The 19437-nt window shown below is 55.8% G+C and carries 21 protein-coding genes; 10 read left to right on the forward strand and 11 right to left on the reverse strand.

Annotated features, from left to right (window positions below; all coding sequences use genetic code 11):
* Positions 1-94: 94 nt before the first annotated feature.
* Both cstA and N1249_RS05760 read left to right on the forward strand, forming a co-directional pair.
* Positions 95-2200, forward strand: a complete 2106-nt coding sequence (gene cstA, locus N1249_RS05755) for a pyruvate/proton symporter CstA (RefSeq protein ID WP_259835309.1) — start codon at positions 95-97, stop codon at positions 2198-2200.
* 58 nt (positions 2201-2258) lie between these two features.
* Positions 2259-2456: a YbdD/YjiX family protein gene (locus N1249_RS05760; RefSeq protein WP_006809671.1), complete on the forward strand. Its 198-nt coding sequence runs from the start codon at positions 2259-2261 to the stop codon at positions 2454-2456.
* Here N1249_RS05760 and N1249_RS05765 read toward each other — a convergent pair.
* The 4 genes from N1249_RS05765 to N1249_RS05780 form a co-directional block, all read right to left on the reverse strand.
* Positions 2453-2857 carry a helix-turn-helix domain-containing protein gene (locus N1249_RS05765; protein WP_259835311.1) on the reverse strand — a complete coding sequence of 135 codons (405 nt, stop codon included), beginning with the start codon at positions 2855-2857 and terminating at the stop codon, positions 2453-2455. The two genes, N1249_RS05760 and N1249_RS05765, sit on opposite strands and share 4 nt — an antisense overlap.
* The gene (locus N1249_RS05770) at positions 2838-3134 is read right to left on the reverse strand and encodes a type II toxin-antitoxin system RelE/ParE family toxin (protein WP_217186191.1); all 297 of its coding nucleotides are present in this window, start codon (positions 3132-3134) and stop codon (positions 2838-2840) included. The genes N1249_RS05765 and N1249_RS05770 overlap by 20 nt, the downstream gene beginning before the upstream one ends.
* Before the next feature lie 183 nt (positions 3135-3317).
* Positions 3318-4061, reverse strand: a complete 744-nt coding sequence (locus N1249_RS05775) for an SDR family NAD(P)-dependent oxidoreductase (RefSeq protein WP_259835313.1) — start codon at positions 4059-4061, stop codon at positions 3318-3320.
* Between the two features lie 57 nt (positions 4062-4118).
* On the reverse strand, positions 4119-5207 hold the full coding sequence (locus tag N1249_RS05780; protein ID WP_259835315.1) for an oxidoreductase: 1089 nt from the start codon (positions 5205-5207) through the stop codon (positions 4119-4121).
* Positions 5208-5369: 162 nt separating this feature from the next.
* Between N1249_RS05780 and N1249_RS05785 the strand changes: the two genes are divergently transcribed.
* From N1249_RS05785 to N1249_RS05800, 4 genes are all read left to right on the forward strand, one after another.
* Complete coding sequence (locus N1249_RS05785; protein ID WP_259835317.1) at positions 5370-6872, forward strand: sugar ABC transporter ATP-binding protein; 1503 nt, start codon at positions 5370-5372, stop codon at positions 6870-6872.
* Positions 6869-7864 carry an ABC transporter permease gene (locus tag N1249_RS05790; RefSeq protein WP_014069284.1) on the forward strand — a complete coding sequence of 332 codons (996 nt, stop codon included), beginning with the start codon at positions 6869-6871 and terminating at the stop codon, positions 7862-7864. The genes N1249_RS05785 and N1249_RS05790 overlap by 4 nt, the downstream gene beginning before the upstream one ends.
* A 30-nt stretch (positions 7865-7894) precedes the next feature.
* Entirely contained in the window at positions 7895-8959 is a 1065-nt protein-coding gene (locus N1249_RS05795) for a sugar ABC transporter substrate-binding protein (RefSeq protein ID WP_259835319.1), read from the forward strand.
* Positions 8960-9049: 90 nt separating this feature from the next.
* A complete protein-coding gene (locus N1249_RS05800; protein ID WP_259835321.1) occupies positions 9050-10291 on the forward strand; it encodes an LVIVD repeat-containing protein in 1242 nt (413 codons plus the stop codon).
* A gap of 90 nt (positions 10292-10381) precedes the next feature.
* On the opposite strand, the gene mtnK is transcribed toward N1249_RS05800, so the two are convergent.
* A complete protein-coding gene (gene mtnK / locus N1249_RS05805) occupies positions 10382-11581 on the reverse strand; it encodes an S-methyl-5-thioribose kinase (RefSeq protein WP_259837999.1) in 1200 nt (399 codons plus the stop codon).
* A 105-nt stretch (positions 11582-11686) separates the two neighbouring features.
* On the opposite strand from mtnK, the gene mtnA reads away from it, so the two are divergent.
* Together mtnA and N1249_RS05815 are read left to right on the forward strand one after the other, a co-directional pair.
* The gene (mtnA, locus tag N1249_RS05810; protein WP_259835323.1) at positions 11687-12703 is read left to right on the forward strand and encodes an S-methyl-5-thioribose-1-phosphate isomerase; all 1017 of its coding nucleotides are present in this window, start codon (positions 11687-11689) and stop codon (positions 12701-12703) included.
* 43 nt (positions 12704-12746) lie between these two features.
* Positions 12747-13226 (forward strand): SRPBCC family protein, encoded by a 480-nt coding sequence (locus tag N1249_RS05815; RefSeq protein WP_259835325.1) that lies wholly within the window; start codon positions 12747-12749, stop codon positions 13224-13226.
* Between the two features lie 36 nt (positions 13227-13262).
* On the opposite strand, the gene N1249_RS05820 is transcribed toward N1249_RS05815, so the two are convergent.
* Complete coding sequence (locus N1249_RS05820; protein ID WP_259835327.1) at positions 13263-13535, reverse strand: helix-turn-helix transcriptional regulator; 273 nt, start codon at positions 13533-13535, stop codon at positions 13263-13265.
* A 108-nt stretch (positions 13536-13643) separates the two neighbouring features.
* Between N1249_RS05820 and N1249_RS05825 the strand changes: the two genes are divergently transcribed.
* On the forward strand, positions 13644-13868 hold the full coding sequence (locus N1249_RS05825; protein WP_259838000.1) for a helix-turn-helix transcriptional regulator: 225 nt from the start codon (positions 13644-13646) through the stop codon (positions 13866-13868).
* 464 nt (positions 13869-14332) lie between these two features.
* Here N1249_RS05825 and N1249_RS05830 read toward each other — a convergent pair whose 3' ends face one another.
* Genes N1249_RS05830 through N1249_RS05840 form a run of 3 tightly spaced genes read right to left on the reverse strand, consistent with a single transcriptional unit; the run spans position 14333 to position 16172 of the window.
* Positions 14333-14875 (reverse strand): acireductone dioxygenase, encoded by a 543-nt coding sequence (locus N1249_RS05830; RefSeq protein WP_259835329.1) that lies wholly within the window; start codon positions 14873-14875, stop codon positions 14333-14335.
* Positions 14872-15561, reverse strand: a complete 690-nt coding sequence (gene mtnC, locus N1249_RS05835) for an acireductone synthase (RefSeq protein WP_259835331.1) — start codon at positions 15559-15561, stop codon at positions 14872-14874. The genes N1249_RS05830 and mtnC overlap by 4 nt, the downstream gene beginning before the upstream one ends.
* Complete coding sequence (locus N1249_RS05840; protein WP_259835333.1) at positions 15558-16172, reverse strand: methylthioribulose 1-phosphate dehydratase; 615 nt, start codon at positions 16170-16172, stop codon at positions 15558-15560. The genes mtnC and N1249_RS05840 overlap by 4 nt, the downstream gene beginning before the upstream one ends.
* 125 nt (positions 16173-16297) lie before the next feature.
* Between N1249_RS05840 and N1249_RS05845 the strand changes: the two genes are divergently transcribed.
* Positions 16298-17458 (forward strand): pyridoxal phosphate-dependent aminotransferase, encoded by a 1161-nt coding sequence (locus N1249_RS05845; RefSeq protein ID WP_259835335.1) that lies wholly within the window; start codon positions 16298-16300, stop codon positions 17456-17458.
* Here N1249_RS05845 and N1249_RS05850 read toward each other — a convergent pair whose 3' ends face one another.
* Both N1249_RS05850 and N1249_RS05855 read right to left on the reverse strand, forming a co-directional pair.
* Positions 17459-18085, reverse strand: coding sequence for a ParB/RepB/Spo0J family partition protein (locus N1249_RS05850; protein ID WP_259835337.1), 627 nt, complete (start codon positions 18083-18085; stop codon positions 17459-17461). It lies immediately after the preceding gene.
* Positions 18070-19293 (reverse strand): phosphoadenosine phosphosulfate reductase, encoded by a 1224-nt coding sequence (locus N1249_RS05855; protein WP_259835339.1) that lies wholly within the window; start codon positions 19291-19293, stop codon positions 18070-18072. The genes N1249_RS05850 and N1249_RS05855 overlap by 16 nt, the downstream gene beginning before the upstream one ends.
* Between the last annotated feature and the right edge of the window lie 144 nt (positions 19294-19437).

Consider the following 19437-nt stretch of genomic DNA (forward strand, 5'->3'; position numbering starts at 1 on the left):
TTCGCATTGTTTTGTTTCAAAGTTGTTGAATTTCATCTGTTGTTCTAGAAACAAAATGTAACATCTCACTGTTTCACAACAACGGACAACCACTATGAACAACTCAGGGAAATACCTTACATGGGCAGTGCTCTCCGTTGTGGGAGCATTTGCCCTGGGCTATATCGCCCTCAACCGGGGGGAACAGATCAATGCGCTCTGGATAGTTGTCGCCTCCGTCTGCATTTATCTGATCGCATATCGTTTTTATGGCCGCTTTATCGCGAAAAATGTGCTGGCGGTTGATGCCACGCGCATGACGCCTGCCGTTCGTCATAACGACGGGCTGGACTATGTTCCTACCGATAAGAAAGTGTTGTTCGGCCACCACTTTGCCGCTATTGCCGGAGCAGGGCCGCTGGTGGGGCCAGTACTGGCCGCCCAGATGGGGTATCTGCCGGGGATGATTTGGATCCTGGCGGGCGTTGTGCTGGCAGGGGCGGTGCAGGACTTTATGGTGTTGTTCGTTTCCACCCGTCGCGACGGGCGTTCGCTGGGTGAACTGGTGAAAGAGGAGATGGGCGCAACTGCCGGGGTGATTGCGCTGGTGGCGACCTTTATGATCATGGTGATCATTCTGGCGGTGCTGGCAATGATCGTGGTGAAGGCGCTGACTCACAGCCCGTGGGGAACGTACACCGTTGCCTTTACCATTCCGCTGGCGCTGTTTATGGGCATTTATATCCGCTATCTGCGTCCGGGGCGTATTGGCGAAGTCTCGGTGATTGGCCTGGTGTTCCTGGTGTTCGACATTATCTCTGGCGGCTGGGTGGCGGAAAGCCCGACCTGGGCGCCGTTCTTCGATTTTACCGGCGTGCAACTGACCTGGATGCTGGTGGGCTACGGCTTTGTGGCGGCGGTTCTGCCCGTGTGGCTGCTGCTGGCCCCGCGTGATTACCTCTCCACCTTCCTGAAGATCGGCACCATTGTTGGGCTGGCTATCGGCATTCTGATTATGCGCCCTACGCTGACCATGCCAGCGCTGACCAAATTTATTGACGGTACTGGCCCGGTCTGGACCGGCAACCTGTTCCCGTTCCTGTTTATTACCATCGCCTGTGGCGCGGTGTCTGGCTTCCACGCGCTGATTGCCTCGGGTACGACACCGAAAATGCTCGCCAATGAAAATCAGGCCTGCCTGATTGGTTACGGCGGGATGCTGATGGAATCCTTCGTGGCGATCATGGCGCTGGTGTCTGCCTGTATTATCGACCCGGGTGTGTACTTTGCGATGAACAGCCCGATGGCGGTACTGGCACCGGCCGGAACCGTTGACGTGGTGGCTTCTGCCGCGCAGGTGGTGAGCGGCTGGGGCTTTGCTATTACGCCGGATACCCTGACCAGTATTGCTAATGAAGTGGGCGAGCAGTCGATTATTTCACGTGCGGGTGGGGCGCCTACGCTGGCGGTCGGGATGGCCTACATTTTGCACGGCGCACTTGGCGGGTTGATGGATGTGTCGTTCTGGTATCACTTCGCCATTCTGTTTGAAGCCCTGTTTATCCTGACGGCAGTGGACGCAGGTACACGTGCGGCACGCTTTATGTTGCAGGATCTGCTGGGCGTTATCTCCCCGAACCTGAAACGCACTGATTCGTTACCGGCCAACCTGCTGGCAACGGCGCTGTGTGTCCTGGCGTGGGGTTACTTCCTGCATCAGGGCGTGGTGGATCCGCTGGGCGGGATTAACACCCTGTGGCCGTTGTTCGGTATTGCCAACCAGATGCTCGCCGGGATGGCGCTGATGCTCTGTGCGGTAGTGCTGTTCAAAATGAAGCGCCAGCGTTACGCCTGGGTGGCGTTACTGCCAACCGCGTGGCTGCTGATCTGTACGCTGACCGCAGGCTGGCAGAAAGCCTTCAGCCCGGATAACAAAGTGGGCTTCCTGGCGATCGCCAACAAGTTCCAGGCGATGATCGACAGCGGTAAGATCCCGGCACAGTATACGGAATCACAGCTGTCGCAGCTGGTGTTTAACAACCGTCTGGATGCCGGGCTGACCATCTTCTTTATGGTGGTGGTCGTGGTGCTGGCGTTGTATTCTCTTAAAACCGCACTGGCGGCGCTGAAAGAAGACAAGCCTACGGCGAAAGAGACACCGTATGAGCCAATGCCTGAAAACCTGGACGAGATTGTGACCCAGGCTAAAGGGGCGCATTAACTTTTGTGCCGGGTGGCGCTCGCGTTTACCCGGCCTACATTCCCTGTGAGACCCAACTATGTTCGACACCCTCTCCAAAGCAGGCAAATACTTAGGCCAGGCCGCCAAAATGATGATTGGCGTGCCGGATTACGATAACTACGTCGAACATATGCGCGTCAACCATCCCGACCAGACGCCGATGACCTACGAAGAATTTTTCCGCGATCGCCAGGATGCCCGCTACGGCGGCAAGGGCGGCGCGAAGTGTTGTTAACCCTCTTTCGGTAAATAGAGGCTGATCTGTTCTTGTTTACAGCCGTAGATCGCCGCCAGTTTTTCGCGGGTGCGCTTTTGCGGGCGAGAGTCTAAGGCTTCAAGCTGCGACACGGCAGACTGGCTGATCTCGAGTTTATCTGCCACTTCCTGCTGGGACATGCCGCGCAGAATGCGCCAGGCGGCCTGGAGGCTGACGTTTTCGTTATGCATCACGTCGCATACTTCTCCGGGAAGCTCGACATTATCATACTCATCGTGTTCGACTTCGATATCCTCAAGATCCTCATCAGTTTCGTCGTCGATCTCTGCCATCTGTAAGCACATACGAAAGTATTCATCATAGGGTATGACCACGTACTGCGTTTTTCCGTTATCGTCCTTAATTAGCTGAACAGCCATAGGGAGCTTTCTCCTCGTGAAGGTATGTCGTTGATGTTCTGCGTTTGACGGCTAAAACATAACAATGGTTATCGGGATCGTCCCGAAGTGTAATCAGGATGCGGTAATCGCCAACGCGTAGCCGGAAATGATCTTCTGTCGCCGATATTTTTTTGATATCGGGCCGGGGAGCTGAGCGATCGCCCAGCTCAGCAAGTTTTACTTTGATTCTTTGCTGATATCGGCCATCGATTTTGGAAAACTCTTTCTTTGCATTCCTTGACCAAACAATCTTCATCCGTACCTCCACTGTACGCCCACACAAAATATAAGGAAATAATAAGACTATTAGATAAATTCCGAATTTCTTATGGGGCACTGTAGAGCGCAGAAACGGCAGGGAATAGCGGCAAAATGCGAATCGTCGAGGCGGCTCGAAAACACCTCTGCCGGGCGACAGAGGTGTGCAGGAAAAGTGCGATCAGGCGTTCAGACCGCCATCCACATCCAGCCCGGTGCCGGAGATTTGCCCGGCGGCAGGGCTGGCCAGGAAGGTGACGGCGGCGGCGATATCGTCTGGCTGACCATAATGACCCACGGCAATCATCTGGCGCTGGGCTTCAGCCTGTTCACCATCTTCCGGGTTCATATCGCTGTTGGTCGGGCCGGGATGCACAAGATTAACGGTAATGCCGCGTGGCCCCAGATCGCGGGCCAGCCCCCGGGTAAAAGAATTGAGCGCGGATTTGGTCATGGCGTAAACGGCGATGCCGGGCATTGCCACGCGGTTAGCGAGACAGCTGCCGATATTGATAATGCGCCCGCCGTTGGACATATGCACCAGCGCTTCCTGAGTGGTGAGCACCACGCCACGGATGTTGACGTTAATCATCGCGTCAATATCCGCAATCGTCAGGGCTTCCAGCGGGCCACCGCGAGCAATCCCGGCGTTGTTCACCAGGATATCCAGGCCTCCGAGGGTACGCGCCGCGTGAGTCACTGCTTCCTGAATGGCCTCGGCGCTTGCGCTGTCGGCCTGAACCGCCTCGCAGTGCCGCCCAAGTGCTTTAATCTCACTGGCGACGGCCTGGGCTTTCTCAGCGGATTTTTCATACGTAATAACCACATCGGCACCGGCGCGCGCCAGCGACAGTGCAATAGCACGACCCAATCCACGGCTGGCGCCGGTGACCAGCGCCTTCTTACCTGTTAAATCGATCTGCATGATGACCTCGTTACGAGAGTGGTGAGAATCATCATTAGGTATAGACGTTACGGCTGATTAACGGTTAAAGGATTCCACCTTCTCAAACGCAGCGCGCAGAACATCAGGCGTGAGCGTAACCGGTAAAAAGTGAATCGACTCCACCGGGCGCAGAGTGTGGGCAATGACCTTGTCCAGCTCGCTGCGGTTATTGATATCGACGTCCAGCTCGCGAAGCGTGGTCGGAAGGTTAAAGCGCTGATACGCGGCCACCAGCTGCGCCAGCACATCGTCCTGGCCGAGCAGGGCGCTTTGCACCAGAATGCCGTACGCCACTTTGGTACCGTGGAGGTATTTTTCGGTTTGTGGCAACACGGTTAAGCCGTTATGTACCGCATGAGCGGCTGCCACGCGGGTATAGCGCTCGCCCAGACCGCCCACCATGCCGCCACCGGCGATAATGGCATCCACCACATCGCGGAATGCCTGCGTCTCTTCGCCACGCTGCTGGTCAGTCAGTGCCTCTTCGCTGCGATCCAGCAGCACATCACGGATTGCCAGCGCGCCGTTGATCCCCAGACGCACGGTCAGCGGCAGATTTTCCGGCTGTGGCGCCAGCACCACCGCTTCGTACCATTTCGCGAGCGTATCGCCGATGCCCGCCAGCAGGTATTCCGCAGGGGCATTCAGGATGATTTTTGGCTCCACCAGCACCAGGAAGTTGGCATCGTCAAAGATTTCGAACTGCAACGCCTGGCCCGCATCGTTATACCAGACGGAAAGCGGCGTCCATGCCGCGCAGGTGGCGGCAATGGTCGGGATCGCTACTACCGGCACACCCAGTCGGCGCGCCACGGCTTTGGCGGTATCAAGCAATGCCCCGCCGCCAACGCCAATTACCACGCTTCGGTCATCCCCGGAGTCGTTCACCAGATGGGTGACATCCCGCTCGCTACAGTGGCCTTTAAATAACAGATGCTTTGCGCCCGCAGTGTTAAAGCTCTCTGGCAGGAAAGGACGGGCACCCTCGATGGCGCGTTCGCCGTAAATCCACACCGCACGGGAAAGCTGCTCCGGGGTAAAAAAATCATTCAGATGCGCAAGGCTTCCGGGATGTGAGAAGTAGTTTGCAGGGCCGGGAACGACGCGGATATCGGTATTACTCATGGTGTTGTCCTTTATTTTAGGAAGCGCTAACCTGATGTTATGTCTGGACATCCAGATGGCTAATAATATTTTGCTTTATCTTATGCCTTTTCCGTCGTTGTCAGTCAACCGGAGCTGTGAAAAATTCAATAAATCAGAATATTAATGAAGGATTTAACGCGGATGGTTTCCAGTCGCCTTGAGATGCGCGGTATCAGCCTGGCCTTTTCTGGCTTTCAGGCGCTGTCGCGCGTGGATTTCACGCTGATCGGCGGAACCGTACACGCGCTGACCGGTGCTAATGGCGCGGGGAAATCGACGCTGATGGCGGTGCTGTGCGGGACTCACGATCATTATGAAGGCGAGATCTGCATAAACAACCAGCCGGTGACAATCCGCGAGCCGCTTGACGCCAAACAGCTGGGTATCCATCTGGTGCAGCAGGAAGTGGACGTGGCGCTGATCCCGGGCTTAAGCATTGCTGAAAACATTATGCTCGATCAGCTGGCGCAGCCGGGACATGGCTACAACTGGCGTGTTATTCGCCAGCAGGCACGCCAGGCACTGGCGCAGCTGGATGTGGCGCTGGATGTGCGCCGCTCTATCGACAGCTGCACCCTTGCCGAAAAACAGCAAATTTTGCTGGCGCGGGCGCTGTCGCACCACTGCCGTTTTTTGATCCTCGACGAACCCACCGCCCCGCTGGATACCCATGAAAGCGAGCGCCTGTTCACGGTGGTAAAACGCCTGCAACAGCAGGGTATCGGCGTGGTGTTTATCTCCCACCGTATTCACGAACTGAAAGCCATCTGCGACACCTTAACGGTGCTGCGCGACGGCAAGCTGATTGAGTCTGGTCCAATGGCAATGCTCAGCGGCGAAGAAATTGTCGAGAAAATGCTTGGCCACGAGCTGAGCGATATCTACCCGCCGGCGCGCCCTCCGCACAGCGAGGAAACGCTGCTGCGGGTCGAAGGATTGCACGATGAAGCATTGCTGAAAGATATCTCCCTGCATTTGCGGAAGGGCGAAATTCTTGGCATTGCGGGTCTGGCAGGCGCGGGGAAAACCGAACTCTGCAAAGCGCTGTTTGGGGCCAGCAAAAGCCGCGTGACGCGTGGCGAACTGAATCATCAGCCCTGGCTGCCACGCAGCCCGGCGGATTCGGTGCAGCGTGGTCTGGCGCTGGTGCCGGAAGAGCGGCGTAAAGAGGGCATTTTTATTGATGAACCGGTGAGCATGAACCTGGCAGTGACGGCGGATAACTCTTTTTCACGCTGGAGCCTGTTTGGCCACCGTCAGGCGTGGCGCTGGGCGGAAGAGGTGATTGCCCGCGTAGGCGTGCGGGCGCGTGGGCCGGGTCAGGTGTTGCGCCGTCTTTCCGGCGGTAACCAGCAAAAAGTCGCCATCGGCAAATGGCTGCGCAACGATGCCAGCATACTGATTTTTGATGAACCCACCAAAGGCGTGGACGTGAAAGCCAAAACCGATCTGTTCCAGCTTATTGACGGGCTGGCGCGTGAGGGCAAAGGGGTGATTTATGCCTCCGGTGAGTTTGCCGAGCTGGTGGGATTGTGCGATCGCATCTGCGTGCTGTGGGATGGTCGCGTTGTGGCGGAGATCGCCGGGGCCGAGGCCCGTGAAGAGACATTACTTTATTATTCAACCGGAGGAACGGCGTCGTGAGCAAGGCCCTTTCAGTGACTGCGGCGGCGTCTGGCCGTCAGCAAATTTTTGATTTTCTCTATAAGTGGGGCATGTTGCTGACTGTCGTCGCGCTGGTGGCCGTTTTTGGTCTGGCGTCGGACAACTTCCTCGATCCGAATAACATCATCAATATTCTGCGCTCCATCGCCATTGTGACGGTAATCGCCATCGGCGTGTCGATTTCGCTGACCATCGGCGGGTTTGACCTCTCGGTAGGATCGACCGCATCGCTGGCCAACGCGCTGGTCATTTCGCTGTTCGTCTGGCACGGCTTTGGCACCACCGAGTCGATTCTGATCACGCTTGCGCTCTGTACGCTGGTCGGGCTGTTCAATGCTTTTCTGATTGTCATCCTGCGTATTCCGGACATGCTGGCAACGCTCGCCAGCCTGTTTGTGATCCAGGGAGTGGCGATGACCTACAGCTATGGCGGGTCGATTACTGAAAACATGGTGCTGCCGAGCGGCGACATGGCGGAAGGGACCATTCCGGCGGCGTTCAGCCTGCTGGGGCAAGTGCCGACCATCGTCATCATCATGCTGGTGGTCACCATTCTGGCTCAGCTGGGGCTGTCACTGACCACCCACGGACGCCGCATGTACGCCATTGGCGGCAACCCGGAAGCGGCGCGTCTGTCGGGGATTCGCACCACGCGTTACAAGGTGGCGGCCTATGTGATTGCTTCTTTGCTGGCCGGACTCGGCGGCATTTTGCTGGCGTCGCGTATTGGCTCGTCGCAGGTGAATGCGGGCGGAGGATATCTGATGGATGCGGTGGCCGCCGCGTGGATCGGTTTCTCGCTGGCAGGCTCCGGCAAACCGAATGCGCTCGGGACGCTGGTCGGGGCGGTTATCCTCGGCGTGCTGTCGAACGGCCTGGTGATGCTGTCGGTGCCGTACTACGCAATGGACATTATAAAAGGGCTGGTGCTCGCAGTGGCGCTGGCGATTACTTACATACAAAAACGCTAACGACTTATAACAACACAACGGGATAACAGAATGAAAAAAATCGCACTCTCTTTGGTGGCATTAGGGTTACTGACTGCACAGCCAGGCTATGCGGCAACGCCGGCGCCAGTTCCGGCCGCTATTGCAAACCACGAAGGCCCGATCCGCATTGCCGTGATCCGCAATCTGGGCTCTGACGACAACACCACCCAGTTTATCGCCGGCGCCATTCAGGAAGGGAAAAAGCTCGGCTTTAAGGTCAGCACCTTTTTAAGCAATGGTGATGACGCCAAATTCCAGGACTTTGTGAACCAGGCAATTAGCCAGAAGTATGACGGGATCATCCTCTCTCAGGGCCGCGATCCGTATTCGACCGCGCTGGTGAAGAAAGCGGTGGATGCCGGGATTAAAGTGTCAGTGTTTGATACCGCCGTTAACGGTGAGATCCCGGGCGTGACCGTCACCCAGCAGGATGACGCTTCTCTGACCAATCTCTCCTTCGGCCAGCTGGCGAAAGATTTCAACGGCAAGGCGAATATCGTCAAGCTGTGGGTGGCAGGCTTCCCGCCAATGGAGCGCCGCCAGGCCGCGTATAAAGAGCTGCAAAAGCAGTATCCGGATATCAAAGAGCTGGAATCCATCGGCGCAGTGTCTTCTGACGTGCAGGGCGACACCGCCAACAAAGTGGGCGCGATCCTGGCAAAATACCCAAAAGGCAAAATCGATGCTATCTGGGGAACCTGGGATGCATTCAGCCAGGGCGCGTATAAAGCCCTGAAAGAGAATGGCCGCACCGAAATCAAACTCTACAGCATCGATATTTCTAACCAGGATTTGCAGCTGATGCGTGAATCCGGCAGCCCGTGGAAAGTGAGCGTGGCCGTCGATCCGAAGCTGATTGGCGCGACCAACGTGCGTCTGGTTGCCAACAAGATTGCCGGTGAGACTACCCCTGCTACGTACGATTTCAAAGCCGCGGCGATCCCGCAGGCGCTGCTGACCGCGCAGCCAGGTGCGGTGAACGTGGCGTCTCTGGGTAAAATCATCCCGGGCTGGGGCCAGACCGAAGATTTTATCGCGCCGTGGTTTGCGACGCTGGAAGCGAAAAGTAAATAACCCCCCATGCCCGGTGGCGCTTCGCTTACCGGGCCTACGGTGTGGTAGGCCGGGTAAGGCGCAGCCGCCACCCGGCGAAAGGAGCTAAAGGTGACAACATTACCCACCCCTGAATACAGCCGCAATATGCGGCTGATTGGCCATAGCGACCAGGGTGGTCGCCCTGACGGCGTCCAGCTGATGGTGCATCGCGGTTTTGCGTACATTGGCCATATGGTGTCGCAGGGGTTTTCGATTGTGGACGTACGCGACCCGAAAAACCCGAAAGCCGCTGGCTACGTCCCTGCGCCGCCAGGCACCTGGAATGTGCATTTGCAGGCGCATGACGACCTGTTGCTGGTGATCAACGCCCGGGATCTGTTTGCCGATGCCCGTTTCGCTGATGAAAAGGTCTACTACACCCGCCAGGTGGGGGAAACCGTCAGCGACGTGCAGGATAAAGGCTGGAGCGCCGGGCTGCGGGTGTTTGATATCTCCACCCCGGATAAACCCCGCGAAATTGGATTCTTGTCGCTGAACGGCATCGGGATTCACCGTATCTGGTATGTGGGTGGACGCTGGGCGTACGTATCGGCGCTGATCGACGGTTTCACCGATTACATCTTCCTGACTATTGACCTGGCCGACCCGCGTAAGCCCGAAGTGGCGGGGCGCTGGTGGCTACCAGGGATGAACCAGGCAGAGGGTGAGCAACCCAACTGGCCGGAAGGTAAACGTTACGCGCTGCACCACGCGATTATCGCCGGGGACACTGCTTACGGCAGCTGGCGTGACGGTGGTTTAACGCTGCTGGATGTGAAAGACAGAACCCAGCCGAAGCTGATCAGCCATCGTAACTGGAGCCCGCCATTTGGTGGCGGCACGCATACCGCGCTGCCGTTGCCGGATCGCGACCTGCTGGTGGTGCTGGACGAAGCGGTGCTTGATAACCAGCAAGATGGCGAAAAGCTGATCTGGCTGTTTGATATTCGCGAGCCGTCAAATCCGGTGAGTATTTCGACTTTCCCGCAGCCGGATGAGATTGACTACGTGGCAAAAGGGGCGCACTTCGGCCCGCATAACCTGCATGAAAACCGGCCGGGGAGCTTTGTCAGTTCAACGCTGATTTTCGCCACATATCAGAATGCGGGTGTGCGCGCGTATGACATTTCTAATCCGTATCGCCCGGTTGAAACGGGGGCGCTGGTCCCTGCGGCACCGGCGAAGATGATGGATACGCGACCGAATCGCCCGCAGGTGATCCAGTCGTGCGATGTGTTTGTGGATGCGCAGGGGATTATTTACAGCACGGACTATAACGGCGGGCTGTCGGTGATTGAGTATCTTGGGTGAGTTTTTGCCGGGTGGCGGCTTCGCCTTACCCGGCCTACATTCGAATCGTAGGCCCGGTAAGCGCAGCGCCACCGGGCACAAAGCCGACACTCAACTGTACTGCCGTACCCTTGCCACCAGCTCTTCCGCGCTGTCGATTCGGTCAGCAATGACAATCAACGCTCTGCCAAGCGTAATGGCATGGCGCAGACATTCGTGGCGCATGGCCTCGTCCTGAATGGTGTCGATATCGGCCACGTGCGAAAGCCCCACGCTGCGGCGAATCAGTTCGGTGCCGCAAAAGCCGATGGCATCTTTCCACACTTTTTTCAGGAACTCAGAGGCATAGCCCGGCGCGCTCAGTGCGGCATCGCGCGTTTTCTCGTGTGCCAGTGCCTGGAAGTGTTCTGCGAAGGTATTCCACAATTCCTGAATATCGGTCAGGCGTTGCTCGCGGGCGGCGGCGGCATCACGAATACCCAGATGGCCCGGCAGGCCGCAGAAGTTCAGCAGCAGGTTGCCGATGGCCGTACCCACGTCGAAACCGATCGGGCCGTAATAGCCAAATTCCGCGTCGATCGCTTTCAGGCTACCTTCAGCCACGAAGATAGAGCCGCTATGGATGTCACCGTGCAGCAAGGCTTCTGCCTGGGAGAAGAAACGGTGCTTGAGTGAGGCCACCGCGATTTTTAACTGGGCGTCGTCACGCAGGGCAGCCACGTCGCTTTCCAGCGCGGCAGGGTAGTTGTTGCGCTCGTGGATCTGGTACGGATCGTTGAAGAACAGATCTTCGGTGATCTCGCACATCTCCGGGTTAATGAACTTCGCCACCTGCGCTTTTTTATCGTGCGGGTGCAGATAAAAATCGCTGGTGTGGAACAGCGTATGGGCGAGATATTCCCCCAGCTGGCGTGCGGCCTGCGGGTAGAAGGCGTTTTTAATCAGCTCGCCGCGCCAGATGTTATGGCTGGAGAGATCTTCCATCACCATCACCGCCAGCTCCGGGTCGAAGTGGTGGATTTTCACGGTGTGCTGCGGGCTGTGCTGGTAATGCTCAACCAGGGTTTGCGCCTCCAGGCGGGCGCGGTCCAGCGTTAACGGCCAGGACTCACCCACACAGCGGACGTAAGGCAGGGCTTGTTTCACGATGATGCGGCTCACGCCCTGCGTATCGAAAATTTTGAATACCAGATTGAGGTTGCCGTCGCCCACTTCCTGCGCCTGTACCAGTGAGGAGGGATCGTCAAGGCCGCCAAACTGCTTTGCATACTCCACGGCGTCCTGGGCGGTAAAGGTACGGTATTGCGACATTGCCTGATCCTCACTGATTTTGGTAATAAAGACATTTAGACGTCTATACATCTGGATTTCATCCTGACACAATGTGATACATCAACGCAACAGAGAATTTACGACATGCAGACATTACAGACGACCAGCCTGCGGGTGGCGGAAAATCAGCTATTTATTCTCGATCAGCAGGCGCTTCCGCAGGAGAAACGCTGGCTGGATGCTTCCACCACCGAGGCGCTGGTGGGGCATATCCACGCCCTGCGCGTGCGTGGTGCACCGCTGATTGGGCTTTCTGCAAGCCTGTTGCTGGCCCTGCTGGCTGAAAACGGCAAAAGTCGTGACGAGCTTTCGCTGGCGCTGGAAACGCTGCGCGCCTCCCGCCCGACGGCGGTCAACCTGATGAACAACCTCGATCGCATGAAGCAGGCGCTGTGGCAGGAAGATTTCGTTCCGGCGCTGGTGGCGGAAGCGCTGCGTCTGATTGACGAAGATAAACAGCTGTGCGACGCCATTGCGAAAGCCGGTAGCGCGCTGGTTAAGCCTGGCAGCCGTCTGCTGACGCACTGCAATACCGGCGGGCTGGCGACGGCGGGTGTGGGTACAGCGCTTGGGGTGATCGCCCGTGCTCATCAGGAAGGCAATGTCAGCAACGTGTGGGTGGATGAAACGCGTCCTCTGTTGCAGGGAGGAAGACTGACCGCCTGGGAGTTGGGTGAGCTGGGCGTGCCATATCAGCTGATTACCGATTCAATGGCCGCCAGCCTGATGGCAAAAGGGCAGGTGGACGCCGTGTGGGTAGGTGCAGACCGCATTGCCGCTAACGGCGACGTGGCAAACAAAATTGGGACGTACTCGCTGGCGGTACTGGCGAACTTCCACGGCATTCCGTTCTACGTGGCTGCCCCGCAAACCACGCTCGACCCGGACTGCCCGAACGGTGAAGCGATCCCAATTGAACAACGCGCTGCCAGTGAAGTGACAGGCGTGGCGGGCAGCTTTGGCGCGGTGCAGTGGGCACCTGAAAATGCGCAGGTGTATAACCCGGCGTTTGACGTTACACCAGCGTCGCTTATCAGTGGGTGGGTGCTGGATACCGGCGTCGTCACGCCAGAGGACGTGGCAAAGGGGAAATTTGCCTGAGCCGGACTATCCTTTAAGGGTTTCCCTTAAAGAGGACCGCAACGTGACTCTTGATCCTGATACTGACCTAAAACTGGAACGCGTGGTGGATGCGCCACGCGACCTGCTGTGGCTCTGCTGGACCACACCGGAACACATCAAAAACTTCTTCATCCCCGTCCCTCATAAAGTCACTGAATGCGAGCTCGACCTGCGCGTCGGTGGGCGGTTCAACACCGTCTTTGAGGTGGATGGACAACGGATGGACAACAAGGGCGTCTTTCTGGAGATTGACCCGGGCAGGAAGCTGGTCTTTACCGATGGTTACACCGAAGACTGGAAACCGGCTGAAAAACCCTTTATGACGGCGATCCTGCTGCTGGAGGACGCGGGAGAAGGCAAAACCCGCTACACCGCGATTGCGCGTCATCCAACGGCGGAAATCCGTGAACAGCATGAGCAGATGGGCTTCCACGAAGGGTGGGGGATAGTGCTGGATCAGTTGGTGGCGTATGTGAAGTTTCTTAGACCCCCTCTCCCTTGAGGGAGAGGGTTGGGGTGAGGGGGGGGAATGCATTGATTATGTTGAGGAAAGATTTCTCTTTTTGGTATTCCTCATCTGACGAAATATTGGCTCTCCCTTTTCATCAAAGTATCTTTCCGGCCATATCACATCGGGCGGAATGTCTAGCGCCTGAGCGATAAGTAATTCTCCTTTCGGCCAGGGGCGGGAGAGTGCGTTTGCAAGTGTGGATGAGGAAAGCCCAGCCTTACGGGGCAATGCTGCGAGGCTTGTCCCATGTTTTTTTAGTGCAGCAATGATATCGGCAGGATGCCAGTTTTGATGGTGCATGTTGTACTCCTTTACTGGTGTTCGTTACGCATTTGATTATCCTGTTTTGGGATAAAAACGCAATCAGAGGATATTCGATTTCAGGATATTTTTATGGAATTCGGAACAATGGCTTCTGTCTACTCAGATGAATACCAGCGTGTTATCAATGCGTTGAAGAAAGCTCGTAAAGAGAAGGGAATTACTCAGGCACAGCTAGCTGAGGCGCTAGGCAAACCGCAGTCGTTTATCGCTAAAGTGGAAAATGGTGAACGCAGGTTAGATGTGGTGGAGTTTGTGCATCTGGCGAGGTTGGTTGAGGCGGATGTACAGAGGATTATTAATAGTATTTGAACTGCATCTGGAGGTGGGGAATTAGGTTGTGGTCTGATGCCCTCATCCCAACTCTCTTCCACAGGGCTGAGGGTTCCCCAGTAATATTTGTCTTTATTCAGCGATGACATTACGCCATTGAAATAAAAGGCTTACAGCGGTGTCATGGTCCGGCTGAAAATCGCCGAAGCGTTTACGGAAGGCCGGGGCGACGCGCATGGATGCGCGGCGAGGGCGGCTTTACAGGGACGTTTCATCCGCCCGTCCCCGATTAGCCTGGAGCAAACGCTGAGGGTACCGCGAAGCGGCGATTTTCTTGCCGGGAGCCCGGGTCGCCAGGGTAGCGGCGGTGAGCTACCCTGGCACGTTCACCGGTATTGTGGTGACAGAGTAGCAAGGAACACAAAGTGAACGGAATAACCACCTGAGCTGTATGTTCCCCCTCACCCCAACCCTCTCCCCAAAAAGGAGAGGGGGCTTAAGCATTACGCGAGTTTCGGATACCCATCCGCAATATCATCACCGGTAAACTGCGCCACCCAGCCTTCCGGGTTATCGAAAATACGGATCGCCGTAAAGTTCGGCTCGGAACCCATATCAAACCAGTGCGGTGTACCTGCCGGCACAGAAATCAGATCGTTTTTCTCGCACAACACTTGATACACCTCGTTGCCAATGTGCAGGCAAAACAGCCCGGCACCTTCAACAAAGAAGCGCACTTCGTCTTCACCGTGGGTGTGCTCGTTCAGGAACTTCGCCCGCAGCGCCTCTTTTTGCGGGTTGTCGGCGCGCAGGCTGATCACATCCCAGCTCTGGTAGCCTTTCTCGGCCACCAGTTTGTCGATCGCGTGCTGATAGGCGTTGATCACCGTTTCCGGCGCAGGATCGCGGCCTAAATCACGATCGGCGACCCAGCGTTCAAAACGGACGCCTTTTGCGTTGAGCTGTTGGGCGATCCCGTCGGCATCGGTGCTGTGCCAAAGGTGTTCGCTCGCGTCTTTATCAGAATAAATGGTTAATGCGCTCATGAAGGGATCTGCTCCGGGTTAATCTCGTCAAACTGGTGAACCTGATGGTGGTGGCTTGCGCCATCATCATCGCCACGAATCAGTTGCAGGGTACGAAAACCTGCCTGTTCGGCGGCGTCCAGCTCCTGATGAATATCCGACAGGAACAGGATCTGCGACGGGGCAATGCCCGTTTGCGCCGCAATATTCTGATATGACTGCACTTCTCGCTTGGCACCAATGTGGGTATCAAAATAGCCGCTGAACAGATGAGTAATATCACCTTCGTCGCTGTAGCCAAATAACAGTTTCTGCGCGGCAACCGAGCCTGAGGAATAAACATAGAGATCAATGCCTTGCGCTTTCCATTTTTCCAGCGCAGGCAGTACGTCCGGGTAGAGATGGCCGGTAAAGTCGCCATTCACGTAGCCGTCATGCCAGATGATGCCCTGAAGGGCTTTCAGGGCCGTCGATTTACGGTCTTCATCCATAAACGCAAACAGCGCTTCGGTCAGTTCGCTGGCGGTGGCGTGCGGATTGCTGATTTCATCACGCAGGTTGTCCAGAATGGATTTGACCGGCTCGGCGTACTGCTGAGCGGTCACGAAGGCCGCCAGACGCTCACGCGCATAGGGGAACAAAACATTATGGACAAAACGGATATCGCTGGTGGTCCCTTCAATATCCGTCACAATCGCGCGAATCATACTCTCTCCAGTTGTCGTAAACGCATTTCGCATTCAAATAAGAATTCAAGGCCTTCCAGATGGCGGCGGGCTTCTGCCACGTCACGCCCCCAGCAGGTTAAGCCATGACCGCGCAGAAGAAAACCATAATTAAGCGTACGTTCTTGTGCGTAATGGGCGATTCGCGAGGCGAGGGCGTCAATATCCTGGTCGTTGTCGAAGACCGGGATGACAACGGTATCCAGATGCGTGGTCTGCCCGGAGAGGGATTTTTGCATTTCAAAACCGCTGATGTGCAGCTCTGGCGATTTCACCAGACGCGACAAAACCGTGGCGTTGACGGTATGGACATGTAGCACGGCGTTGGCCTGCGGGAACAGGCGGTAGATTAATGTGTGCAGCCCGGTTTCTGCCGAGGGTTTACGGCCAGACGGTGCGCGGTTAGTGGCGATCTCCACTTGCAGGAAGTCATCGGTGGTGAGGCTGCCTTTATCTTTGCCGGATTCACTGAGCCAGCACAGGGCGTCGTCCTGGCGAACGGACATGTTGCCGCCGGTTGCCGGAGCCCAGCCTTTTGCGCCAATCCAGCGGCAGGCGTCAACAAGGTGTGTGAGTTGCAGGTTGTCTGTCATGTTCCTTTTACCCTCTGTCGGCCAGGAATAATTATATGATATAGACGTCTAAGCGTCTTGATTGCCAAAGACTAACATCGTGTTATAGTGGCAGCAACATAAGTATTACAAGCAGGCACGACACAATGAGCAATAACGCATTGATTCCTCAGAGTAAACTCCCCAACCTTGGCACCACAATCTTTACCCAGATGAGCGCGCTGGCACAGCAGCACAATGCCATTAACCTGTCGCAGGGGTTCCCGGATTTTGATGGCCCAACGTATCTGCAGGAGCGCCTGGCGTATCACGTTGCACAGGGCGCGAACCAGTATGCCCCGATGACGGGTGCACCGGCATTGCGTGAAGCCATTGCCGATAAAACCGCGGAGTTATACGGCTATAAGCCTGATGCTGGCAGCGAAATTACGGTAACGGCGGGGGCGACTGAGGCGCTGTATGCCGCTATCACAGCGCTGGTGCGTACGGGCGATGAAGTTATCTGTTTTGACCCGAGCTATGACAGCTACGCCCCGGCGGTTGAGCTGTCCGGCGGCGTGGTGAAACGCGTGGCGCTCCAGCCTCCGCATTTCCGCCCGGACTGGCAGGCGTTTGCCGGGTTACTGAGTGAGAAAACCCGTCTGGTGATCCTCAATACCCCGCACAACCCGTCGGCAACGGTCTGGCACAAAGCCGATTTTGCGGCGCTGTGGCAGGCGATTGCGGAACGAGAAATCTACGTGCTGAGCGATGAAGTTTACGAGCACATCTGTTTTGCCAAAGAAGGCCACGCCAGCGTTCTGGCGCATCCTGAACTTCGCCAGCGCGCCATTGCGGTGTCGTCGTTTGGTAAAACCTACCACATGACCGGCTGGAAAGTAGGTTACTGCGTGGCCCCTGCGGCGATAAGCGCGGAGCTACGTAAGGTGCATCAGTATCTGACGTTTGCCGTAAACACTCCGGCTCAACTGGCGCTGGCGGATATGTTAAGAGCGGAGCCAGAGCATTACCGCGAGCTGCCGGAATTCTACCAGGCGCGCCGCGACCTGTTTGTGGATGCCCTGAGCGCCAGCCGTCTGGAGATTTTGCCGAGCGAAGGGACTTACTTCCTGCTGGTGGATTACAGCGCGATATCCGATCTGGATGACGTGAGTTTTTGCCAGTGGCTGACCAAAGAAGCCGGTGTAGCGGCTATTCCGCTGTCGGTGTTTTGCGCCGATCCTTTCCCGCATAAACTGATTCGCCTCTGTTTTGCGAAACAGGAATCGACGCTGCTGGCGGCGGCAGAACGTCTGAACCGGCTCTGATTATTTCACCGTCCAGGCTTCTGAATAGCGACGGTCTGCAAACAGTTCCAGCAGACCGTTGATTTGCTTCAGACGTAATACCTCGTCGTTATCCATTCCCAGCTCTTTGCTGATTTTTGCATCGTTCCAGCCCAGTAACGCCAACTCGCGCACCAGCTCTGACATGGCGTTAATCTGGTGGCGCCCGCGAGCGCGGTTGTGGCGAACGGTGGCCGCAATCTGGTCAATTTTCTGGTGACGCTCTTTACGCAGGCAGGCGATCGGCTGATATCCTTTGAGCTGGCGCTTCATTGAGGCCCTGTTTTTAGCGATCTCATGGCGATGAAAACCGTCCACTATCTCGTAATGCTGCGGTTCATTTTCCGTTACCACGATGGGCTGAGTGAAACCGTCGAGCTCCAGCGACGTGCTGAGCAGGCGCATTTCAGGCGGCGCAACGTTATTGGGGTTGTAATCATTCGCGGTAATGCGCTCTTGTTTTACCCACAGCACGCAGTCGATGGGTTGGTCGCGAAAGGGGCTAATGTTGTGGATGGCCAGGCGAAATGCATTGATGGCCTTGATCCGCTCTTCTTCCGGGAGCGATTGCAGGTAGCTTTCCATTTCATTGATTAATCGTTGTTGCATAGGATCCCCCATTCCTGGCGTTTCGATTTCATCCGCTCGCTGTAGCGCTGATAATATTTGGGTTTGTTCGGGCTAAACGAGAGCGCCCGGCACCAGTAGTCGTTATTCAGAAGCACTTTGCAGACTCGTCGCCAGGAGGGGATATCTTTTGTGCCGATATCACCTTCCTGAGTGTCGGGAATATCCGCCATTCCTCTCTTTTGATACCAGTGCAGATAGATGGCGATTTTATTGCGGTAATGCTCAGCCGTGTTTTGCGGCATACTGTCGAGCAGCAACATGGCGTATTCTCGCCAGCTGAGATGATCCGGCTTGAGGATTTTGCGATGGCCATAAAAGTGGTTATCTTTCCCGGCATAGATACCCCCGCTGCTAACACCGCTGACCCGTTCGCACATGGCTGCCCAACGTTCCGGCTCGACAACATGGTAGAGCCACAATCCCTGGCGCTGTTCAGGGCCAAAAGGTTCACAAATGCGCATATAACGCAATGGAACACCCGCCTGAAACATCAGATTGTAGAGCGGGTTGTAGCTGCGGCCTGTCTTTGCAAACCAGGTCCAGATATCAGCCGTTTTCCAGTCGTAGAGCGGGTAGATATACCAGGTATGGCCGCCAGGCGCAGTGGTGGTCCAGGGTTTATCGTCGGCAAAACGCTGTTTACGCGCGTTAGCGATAGTCAAAAAACGATTGTAGGATTCATCGGCGCGTATACCGACCATCATTGCCGCCGGACGGCTTTCGGCAAACCAGTCTGAAAACGCGCGAACAAAGGCTTCAAACGTCATGCCAGGCTGGTAGAACCCGAAGTAATCAGGATCGGTAATTGCCTCTGCGGGGGGCTGACGCACCCATTGTTTCCCGGGCTCCCAGCATTGCCATTCGGGGTGGAATTGCGAAAGCGAGTTTTGTGTCGTTAACGGCAAGGCAATCCACCAGCATTTCTCAATAACATCGCCATATTGTGCGATCATGTTATTTATATGCTGAATGGTATATGTGAACTGCGCTTCCCAGTCGATAAAGAGTAAGTGGATCTTTTTATTCATTTTTCGCGCTATTTGCGCGGTAAGGTGAAGCATGACGGTAGAGTCTTTGCCGCCGGAAAACGAAACACAGACACGGGGGAGATATTCGAGTGTCCAGCTAATTCGTTCTGTAGCGGCTTCAATAACATTTTTATTGAGCGGTATTTTATAAACAGACAAGTACGGTTTCCTCCTTGAAATAATTAACAGTTGTTTATGTCAAAACAGGAGGTGGAATAATAGCCTCATAAATTACAATAAGTAAATGAATAGAAGTTATTTTTCTGGATTTATTCATGTGGTTTATGAATGCGCAGGGAATGG

Source organism: Enterobacter sp. CP102, assembly GCF_025152625.1.
Lineage (GTDB): Bacteria > Pseudomonadota > Gammaproteobacteria > Enterobacterales > Enterobacteriaceae > Enterobacter > Enterobacter soli.